7 protein-coding genes are annotated in these 10000 nt (G+C 32.2%); 3 read left to right on the forward strand and 4 right to left on the reverse strand.

Annotated features, from left to right (window positions below; all coding sequences use genetic code 11):
* Positions 1-164: 164 nt before the first annotated feature.
* Entirely contained in the window at positions 165-1415 is a 1251-nt protein-coding gene (gene metK / locus LDL23_RS00235; RefSeq protein ID WP_291263905.1) for a methionine adenosyltransferase, read from the forward strand.
* 66 nt (positions 1416-1481) lie between these two features.
* Here the strand turns inward: metK and LDL23_RS00240 are convergent, their stop codons facing one another.
* Together LDL23_RS00240 and LDL23_RS00245 are read right to left on the reverse strand one after the other, a co-directional pair.
* Complete coding sequence (locus LDL23_RS00240) at positions 1482-4226, reverse strand: carboxypeptidase-like regulatory domain-containing protein (protein ID WP_291263906.1); 2745 nt, start codon at positions 4224-4226, stop codon at positions 1482-1484.
* Between the two features lie 18 nt (positions 4227-4244).
* Positions 4245-5153: a GLPGLI family protein gene (locus LDL23_RS00245; RefSeq protein ID WP_291263907.1), complete on the reverse strand. Its 909-nt coding sequence runs from the start codon at positions 5151-5153 to the stop codon at positions 4245-4247.
* Positions 5154-5330: 177 nt separating this feature from the next.
* On the opposite strand from LDL23_RS00245, the gene LDL23_RS00250 reads away from it, so the two are divergent.
* Together LDL23_RS00250 and LDL23_RS00255 are read left to right on the forward strand one after the other, a co-directional pair.
* Positions 5331-6074, forward strand: a complete 744-nt coding sequence (locus tag LDL23_RS00250; RefSeq protein ID WP_291263908.1) for a hypothetical protein — start codon at positions 5331-5333, stop codon at positions 6072-6074.
* A complete protein-coding gene (locus LDL23_RS00255) occupies positions 6074-6688 on the forward strand; it encodes a deoxynucleoside kinase (RefSeq protein ID WP_026725924.1) in 615 nt (204 codons plus the stop codon). The genes LDL23_RS00250 and LDL23_RS00255 overlap by 1 nt, the downstream gene beginning before the upstream one ends.
* Before the next feature lie 32 nt (positions 6689-6720).
* Here LDL23_RS00255 and LDL23_RS00260 read toward each other — a convergent pair whose 3' ends face one another.
* Together LDL23_RS00260 and LDL23_RS00265 are read right to left on the reverse strand one after the other, a co-directional pair.
* On the reverse strand, positions 6721-9117 hold the full coding sequence (locus tag LDL23_RS00260) for a glycoside hydrolase family 2 protein (RefSeq protein ID WP_291263909.1): 2397 nt from the start codon (positions 9115-9117) through the stop codon (positions 6721-6723).
* Between the two features lie 94 nt (positions 9118-9211).
* Complete coding sequence (locus tag LDL23_RS00265; protein WP_291263910.1) at positions 9212-9883, reverse strand: copper homeostasis protein CutC; 672 nt, start codon at positions 9881-9883, stop codon at positions 9212-9214.
* Positions 9884-10000 lie beyond the last annotated feature (117 nt).

The following is a 10000-nucleotide window of genomic DNA, read 5'->3' on the forward strand; positions in this document are numbered from 1 at the left end:
AAATTAAAATTTCAATTTCATTTCATACATTTGCATCCGAAAACTAAGAGGAAAAATTTGAACTGATTGCAACCTCATTAAAAAATGCTAAAGCAGTAATTACTACTCCTTTAGGCACTACTTGCAATTATTTTTCCTCGCTTAAAATTTAAAAATATTTTATTATGGCTTATTTATTTACGTCAGAATCAGTGAGTGAAGGACATCCTGACAAAGTTGCGGATCAAATTTCAGACGCATTAATTGATAACTTTTTAGCATTTGACCCTGAGTCAAAAGTAGCTTGTGAAACTTTAGTTACTACAGGTCAGGTAATTTTAGCTGGAGAAGTTAAATCAAACACGTATTTAGATGTACAAACTATCGCAAGAGATGTAATCAAGAAAATTGGTTATACGAAAAGCGAATATATGTTCGAAGCAAATTCTTGTGGTGTTTTATCTGCTATTCACGAACAATCTGCTGATATTAATCAAGGTGTAGACAGAGCAAGCAAAGAAGAGCAAGGTGCGGGTGACCAAGGAATGATGTTTGGTTATGCTACGAATGAAACTGCTGAATTCATGCCGTTAGCATTGAAATTATCACACCAAATTCTTCAAGAATTAGCGGATTTAAGAAGAGAGAACAAAGAAATCACTTACTTACGTCCGGATGCTAAATCTCAGGTAACTTTAGAATATTCTGATGATAACAAACCGGTTCGTATTGATGCTATTGTAGTTTCTACACAACATGATGATTTTGCTGATGAACCAACGATGTTAGCGAAAATCAAAAAAGATATTATTGAGATTTTGATTCCAAGAGTGATTGCTAAAAATCCGCAATACGCACATTTATTTAATGATGCAATTAAATACCACATTAACCCAACAGGAAAATTTGTAATTGGAGGTCCTCACGGAGATACAGGTTTAACAGGAAGAAAAATTATCGTAGATACTTACGGTGGAAAAGGAGCTCACGGTGGTGGTGCTTTCTCTGGAAAAGACCCGTCTAAAGTAGACCGTTCTGCTGCTTATGCAACACGTCATATTGCTAAAAACTTAGTGGCTGCAGGTGTAGCGGATGAAATTTTAGTACAAGTTTCTTATGCGATTGGAGTTGCTGAACCAACATCAATCAACGTAAATACTTACGGAACTGCAAAAGTAAACTTAACTGATGGAGAAATCAGCAAAGTAGTAGAAAGCATTTTTGATATGCGTCCATACTTTATTGAACAACGTTTAAAATTAAGAAATCCTATTTATAGCGAAACAGCTGCTTACGGACACATGGGAAGAACTCCTGAAACCGTAACTAAAACGTTTACTGCTCCAGGTGGTTTAACAAAAACGGTTACCGTTGAGTTATTTACTTGGGAAAAATTAGATTTTGTAGACAAAGTAAAAGCTGTTTTTAATATCTAAAAAAGCTTTTTATAAATAAAAAAACCATTCACAATCGAATGGTTTTTTTATTTATAGCATAACAAATTACAATCTATATTTTAGACTAAGAATTACAAATCTTGGTTGTACTCTATAACTTGAAAATGTACTAGTTCCTCCTAGCTGACTAAAACTGTTAGTATCTAACGATTTTGTATCTAATAAATTGGTTCCTGAAAGTTTCCATTCCCACTTACTATTTTTCTTTTGATACATTAAACTTGCCGTTAAGAAATCGTATTCACTATCAATAGTATTTGATTTGTTTCGGTTATGATAATAAGAGTATTCCGAAACGAATGAAAATGCATCAAGGAAAAAATATTCTAAAGTAACTGTTGGACTATCCACATAAATTACATCAGAAAAATTGTCGTTAATAGTAAAAATATAACCCAATGTTAAATTAGGCAATGTTTTGTAATTAGTTGAAAAACTCAAACCATAGTTTTGTGAAACAGATTCTGTAGTTTGAATTTTCGTTGGATTATTATTTGGATCAGAATCCGAATCAGGAAAAACTCGAATATTATTAAATTTTGACCAATTTACTCCTGCTCTCGCATTTGCTTTATAATATTTAGCAAAAGAACGTCCGTAATTTCCAGTAGCCGATAAAGTTTCATCAGGGAAAGAAGAGTTGATATTTACAGCTGATGAAATTTGATTTACTCCAACTAACAACGCTCTGTTTTTAATACCTTCTAATTGTCTTGTATACGAAATATTAGCAAAAATATTTTCGAAGTTAAACATGTTATACTTAAAATAACGCAATGAGTGAACTTGAGAAGTAGAGTTTTCTAAAAATCTATTTCCGCTAAATAAGCTATTGTAATTTGAAAACACGTACCCTTGAGCTAACTTATTGATATCCGTAAAATTGTTTGTTAAAGAATAATTATAAGTTAGTGTTTCTGATTTTTTAATTTGCCATAACGCATATACATCTGGTAAAATTCTATTGAAAGACTGCTTGTTTGATGTTCCAAGTTGTTGATCGTTAGTATTAAACTGATGTACGCTAAATCCTGGATTAAACGTAAACTTACCGGTCATGAATTTATAATGCAATCCTAAAAACACATCGTTAAACGAATAATTAACATTATTCACTGTACTTGCATCTGTTAGATTGTTCTGAGTACCATTATTCAAAATCTGAAAAATTGAAGAGTCAAAATTTTGATACGAATAGGTGTTTCCTAAAGTTAAATTGATATTGCTTTTTGGAGTCAACATGTAATAATAATCAAACTTTGTATCCACTTTATTGGTTTGAACAAAACGTTTTTGAGTTACATCATCTCTTACTCCCGCTCCTTCATTTATGTAACCTGTTAACAAAGGTGCAAAAGGTAAAGTTTCAAGGTTAGCATTATAAAATGGATCTTCATTTTGATACAAATGTTGCATTTCAAAACCAAAAACATGCTTATCACTTAACGTGTAGTAGTAATTAAGATTTTGATTTATTGAAAAAGGATTTTGTTTTTTTGCTGTATAAATATCCGACAACAAGCTAGAAAAAACGCTTGTATTTTCTTTTTGGTCAGAAACCTTAATTAATGCATCGTAATCAAAATGTTTTTTTTCAGACGGCACATAACTCGAACTCAACTTTAACAAAACTTGATTACTTTTTTGTCTTGTAAAATCTTCACGAGTTTCTGTAATCGTTTGAGACGTTCCATCTGGTAAATTATCTACACGATTAGAAACTGTTCTGTTTTCTATTTCGGTTTTATTTCCTAATAAAATTCCAAAACCACTTAATGTCCATGCTTTTGAAGGATTAAAACTAAAGTTGGCCGCTCCAAAAGTTGATTCGATATTAGCGGCTTGATTGTTACGAAGTCCCATAATCCCCAAATCATTAGACACAAGATTAAAAGAAGAACCTCCTTTTCGCATCATATTTTTGAAACCTCCTGTAAATTTGAAATAATCTTGAGCTGTTAATGGTAATTCTCCAATATTATTCACATTACCAATAACATTTAAACTGTATTTGGGATTATAATAAAACAATTTAGGATTCACGATATAACGCGCATCATCCATCCCAACACCAATTCCAGCTGTCATATCTCCGAACCAGAAGTTCTTTTTCCCTTCCTTAAGTTTGATATTTAATGCAATACTTTCCTCGTTATTTTCTAAACCTTTTAAATTAGAAACCTCGTTGTAATTTCGTAAAACTTGGATTTTATCTAAAGCGTCTGCTGGAATATTTTTGGTAGCCAATTTCGTATCACCATCAAAGAAATCTTTCCCTTCCACCATTACTTTTTGGACTTTTTTCCCTTCTACTTCAATTTCTCCATCTTTATTAACCTCAACACCAGGAAGTTTTTTCAATACATCTTCCAACTTTCGTTCAGTACCATTTGTAAAAGAATCCGAATTATAAACAATAGTATCTCCAGAAACAGTCACAGGCATTACATGAACCACTTCTACTTCTTTTAATTGTGTTCCTTCTTTCAAAACAACAGGATAATTCACAGTTGTAGTCCCAGTTGTTACGGATTTCTCAAAAGTTTGAAAACCTATATAACTCACTTTAAGCGTGTAAGCCGTATTAGATTTTAAATTTAAGATAAATTTTCCAGCTTCGTTAGTAATTGCATAAGCATCCATTGCTTTAGTCTGTTGATTAATAGCCATAATATTAGCCATTTCTAAACCAACACCAGTTGTATCTTTAACAGTACCCTCGAAACGTATATTTTGAGAAAAGGCACTTGAAGTAAGTGCCATTATAAGGATAAAAAATATTTTTTTCATAATTCTTTTTATAGAAAATTAACGTCCACCGCCCATTCTAAATCCGCCGCCTTGTCCACCTCGACCTGAATTCATTTCACGCATTTCTTCCATTTTCTTTTTCACAATTTCATCATATTCTTTTTGCGTTACCTCTTTCCCTTTTGAAGCAGGTTTAATCTCAACTTTTTCTTTAGAATTTAAAACCAACTTAGAACATAAAATTACCGTTTTACCATCGTTAACCTCTAATATTAAACCTGGTAAACCCCAATAATTTTCTGGGCCTTGATTTACAGGAATTTCTGGGCAATACCATGCCGTAATGACATTTTCTTTAGGCATTTCCCAATCATCTGTAAAATTAGTTTTTTTAGCTTTTGCAGTATCTTTTACCGTTTCCGCTTTTTTCTCACCTTCTTTTTCATTATTTCTATTTCTAAATCTGAAATTTCTAAAATCAGACTCACTCACTTTTACTACAGCAGTTGCTTTAAAACAAATATAATTACCAATCTGTTTCGATTCTCCTTCTAATTTCCATTCATATTTTGGCAATGAATCTTTAATTAAAAACTCTTTCCCAAAAAACTCTTTATCCACTACATATTGCTTATCCTTAGCATTTTTATAGTGAGTTCCACCGCCTCCCATCATCGACATCATCATTCTACCTCCACCTTGTTGACCAGGCGTATCTAATTTTTCTTCTTCTTTATAAATTGAAGCTGTTTTATCGAAGTTTAAAATAAATGTTCTTTCAAACATTTTTTTCATACGCTCTTCTATTTGTTTTTGCATTTCTGGCGTCATTTCTCTATTTCCACTCATACCTTTCATAAAATCAGCGGTACTTGTTTTAGACTCATAAACTGCCATTCCTTGAAAATTCTGAGCATTTACTAACCCAGAAATCATAAAAATCGAAGCAATAATAATTTTTTTCATTCTTTTCAGATGTTATAGATGTATATATAGACTACAAATAGTGCATTTTGTTACACAATTTAACTGCTATTTTTGTGTTAAAGTAGTATATTAGACCTTTAATTCTAAGAAATAGTTTAACGAATGTCTTTAAAAAAAATACTTTTTATAACCTTTTTAAATTTTTATTGCTTGTACGTGAGCAGTCAAAATGAAATTCCTGCATTAAAATTAGAAACCATAAAACTAGAATGTGATATTTTTTTAGGTTTTGACAATCAACAAAACAGTTACTTCATAAAAGAAAACGTACTAATAAAAAAAAGCCCAACTAAACATTTCCAATATAACAACCTAAGTTTAGGAAAAATCACAAATGTAGACTTCCAAAATCCGTTAGAAATTGTAATTTTTTATAAAAATTTCAATACGGTTGTATTATTAGACAATCAATTGAACGAAATTAAGAAGATAGATTTCAATTTAAAATCAACTCCAATTAACTTAGAAGCAGTGGCTTTGTCTTCTCAAAATCAAATTTGGATTTACGATAGTATTTCATCAAAAATTGGATTATACAATGTAAACACAGATACTTTTAAGTGGATTTCTACCATGCTTGAAAATCCAATTTCTTATTACGAATCCGATTACACGCATTTTTATTGGACCGATGTGAATTTGAATTTGTATCGCATTTCAATTTATGGTACGATTGAAAAATTAGGAATTCTTCCAAAGTTTGATGCAATTCAATTAACAAAAAATGGCAATTCCATTTATAAAACAGATGATAAATCATATTACTACGACTTAACTTCTAAGAGTAGCAGCAAAATAGCAATTGATGAAAAAATCATTTCAAAATTTTTCTTTAGAGATGGAATTTTGTCTATTTTTACCCAAAATGAAATTACTAATTACAAAATAATTTTACCATAATGCACATAGCAGTAGCAGGAAATATTGGAGCAGGAAAAACAACGTTAACAAAATTATTAGCGAAACATTTTAAATGGGAACCGCATTTTGAAGATGTGGTAGACAACCCGTATTTGGATGATTTTTATCACCAAATGGAACGATGGAGTTTTAATCTTCAAATCTATTTCTTAAACAGTCGTTTTCGTCAAGTATTGCAAATTCGTGAAAGTGGTAAAAACATTATTCAAGACCGAACCATTTATGAAGACGCGCACATTTTCGCACCCAATCTTCATGCTATGGGATTGATGTCCAACAGAGATTACAACAACTATACTTCACTTTTCGAATTGATGGAAAGTTTAGTAGGTTCGCCTGACTTATTGATTTATTTGAGAAGTTCGATTCCAAATTTAGTGAGTCAAATTCATAAAAGAGGAAGAGATTACGAAAATTCGATTTCGATTGATTATTTAAGCCGTTTGAACGAAAGATACGAAGCTTGGATTCAAACCTACAACAAAGGAAAACTAGTAATCATTGATGTAGACAACATTGATTTCGTTAACAATCCAGAAGATTTAGGAATGATTATCAATAGAATTGATGCCGAATTAAACGGATTATTTTAGATATACAAAACGCCTCGTTTGAGGCGTTTTTTTTATTTCATTGTGTCAAACAACGACTTCACTTTTATCTTTTTTGGAGCTTTGGACAATTTGATAACTCGTTTTTCATTCGGTAACAAATCAAAATAATTATCTTCAAAAAACACTTCATTTTCCGAAGACAGAAAAACATCCTTAGCTAAAACATCTGAAGAAATTTCAATGGTTAACTCGTCAATAGTTCTGATTTGAATGCTTGGTTTTGTAAGTAGTAAGTCTTTTGGTTTATAAAAATAATGACGAGTGTAAATTTGTTCTAAAGGAGGAAATGAAACCGACAATACCGCTTGTTTTAAGTTAAAAGCTAAAAAATCCTTCTTTGAAATTTCAAAATGCATCTTACTTGAATTTTCCAAAGCAATGAAAATTATCTTTTCGCTCCATAATTTAGTTCCTTTGAAATCGATTAAATCAATAACTAATTCACCTGAATACTGCTTTAAATCATCGTTGACAATATAAATTTTATAACTATCATTTCCTTCTTCAATCGAAAGCAACAAATTTTCAAAACTTCGCTTCGCCTGATAATGAAACGCTTTCCAATTTCCATAATAATCTAACGAACTCCAAGATGTAACAGGCCAACAATCATTGAATTGCCAATATAACGTCCCCATGCAATAGGGCTTTGCTCTTCGATGAGCTTCAATTGCAGTTTTCATTCCGCGAGCTTGCAATAATTGGGAAACATAAGCATAATCCTCAAAATCTTTTGGCACTACATAATCACGTTCCATGTATTCGTTAATGGTTTCATAACCTGTTGGGTGTTTTTGATGATTTTTAAAAGCTTCGGAAGTGAAATTCAAATCTTCTTTTTTCATCACTTTTTGTAGGGTTTCCAAATTGGGCATCCCTTGAAAACCATATTCGCTCATGAAATGCCCAACTTTTTTCTCATAAATTTCAAACGGTTCTTTTCCCCACCAAACTCCCCAATAATGGGAATCACCTTGCAATAAGCTTTCTTTTCTTCCCCAACCAATCGATGGCGAAGACGACCAATAAATATTCTTTTCTTTCGGAAGTAAACTATCTAAAGTCTGCGGAATCATTTCGTGAAATACCTTTTTGTAATCGTTCCAAATTTGAGTCGAATCTGCTTTTGAATAATTAAATTGTTTTTGCCAACCCCAATTGTGCCAACCTTCATCATTTTCATTATTACCACACCAAATGGCAATACTTGGATGATTTTGCAAACGATTTACGTTCTCAATTACTTCTTGTTTTACGTTTTGCACAAACTTTTCATCGCCCGGATACATCGAACAAGCAAACATAAAATCTTGCCAAACTAAAATTCCGTTAGCATCACAAGCTTCATAAAACGCTTCATCAAAATAAACGCCACCACCCCAAACGCGAAGCATGTTCATATTCGCTTTTTTAGCATTTTCAACTAAAGAAAAATAAGTGGAATCAGAAACTCGTGGTAAAAAACTATCGGGCGGAACCACATTAGCTCCTTTCATGAAAACCGATTTTCCGTTTAATTTGAAATAAAAACTTTTTCCAACTTGGTCTTTTTCCTGAATTAATTCGATAGTTCGCAAACCAATATTTAGCTTTTTTGCATCTAGAAGCTGTTTTTTCTGACTGATTTCAACAGTAAAAGGATATAAATTCGCATCACCTAATCCGTTACACCACCACAATTTTGGATTCGTAATTTCATATTGCATTTTGATTTTGCTCTTTCCTTTTTTCAGGTTGAACGTTTCGATTTTTTCATTGATTTTTAACTGAATTGTTTTGACTTTAGAAACGTAAATTTCGGTTGTGAATTCTAAAATCGCCTTTTTATCATTCAATTGAATTTGGCTGTATTTGATATTCTCGATTTTAGCCGAATTCCAAAATTTCAATTGAACTTTTTTCCAAATTCCAGCCGTTACAAATCTTGGCCCCCAATCCCAACCGAATTGATATTGCGCTTTTCGAACAAAAACACGTTCTTTTTCGGGTAAGGTATAGGACAATTGTTTCGCTGCTTCTTTCCCTTTTTGAACTGCAGAATGAAAAACCACTTTTAAATGATTACTTCCAATTTTCAAATATGATTTGGCAGAAATCGACCATTTTCGGAACATATTATCCGCTTCTAAAACCACTTTTCCGTTCAAGTAAAACGTTGCATACGTATCCAAACCTTCAAATTCCAAATCAATATTTTGATTTTTTAATTCGGATTCAGAAAGTGTGAAATGTGTTTCATATTCCCAATTTTCATTTTCAATCCACTGCAATTGCTTTTCATTGTTACCAAAAAATGGGTCTGGAATTAATTGGTTTTGAAATAAATCCGTGTGAACGGTTCCGGGAATGGTTGCCTTGTGTTTTTTAGTTTCGTTTTGCTTGTTGAATGTCCAGTTTTCTGATGACAAATTGCGATAGGAAGTTTGTCCAAAAATGAAAAAGCAATTTAGACAGAATAGAAAAACGAAGATTTTTTTAACCCTATAAGGCATACAAGTTTATTTAAGATTGTAACTTTTTCTTTAGTTGGATGATTTCTTCCGGATTTGCAACCTCACTTCCATCGGTAATGGCGGATGAATGATACCAATTTGCTTTTACCGTTTCATTTAATTCTGAAATATTAGTCGAACGCAATCCGCCACCGGGCATGATTTCGATGCGATTATTGGCTTGAATGACTAATTGTTTCAAAACTTCTTTTCCTTCCATGACATTTGGAAAAGTTCCAGAAGTCAGAATCGTTGAAAATCCGCACGAGATAACATCTTCCAATGCTTTTTCGTAATTCGAAACGGCATCAAAAGCTCTGTGAAAAGTACATGGAAATGGTTTTGCTAATTCCACTAAGACTTTATTTTGTTCGATATCAATTGTTTTATCGTCCTTCAAAATCCCGAAAACAAATCCGTTAACTCCAAGTTTTTTTATAGTCTCGATTTCCGATTTCATTTGTTCAAATTCTGAATGCGAATACACAAAATTCCCTCCTCTTGGGCGAATCATCACATATAAATCAATACTTAGATTTTTGCGAGCTTGTTGAATCATTTCAATTGTTGGAGTTGTGCCACCAACAGACATATCTGCACACAATTCTACTCTATCGGCTCCTACTTTTTGAGTAATTAGGACAGATTCAAGGTTAAAACAAGCGATTTCGATTTTTCTCATTATTTCAAAAAGTAATTCGCATCGATTAATTTATTTCCTGTTACATCGTGAACAGCATAATTGAAACCTCCTTGCACACAATACGAGCCGTATTCTCCTTTTTTATTCAAGGCGATG

Origin of the sequence: Flavobacterium sp. (assembly GCF_020217025.1) — a bacterium.
GTDB lineage: Bacteria > Bacteroidota > Bacteroidia > Flavobacteriales > Flavobacteriaceae > Flavobacterium.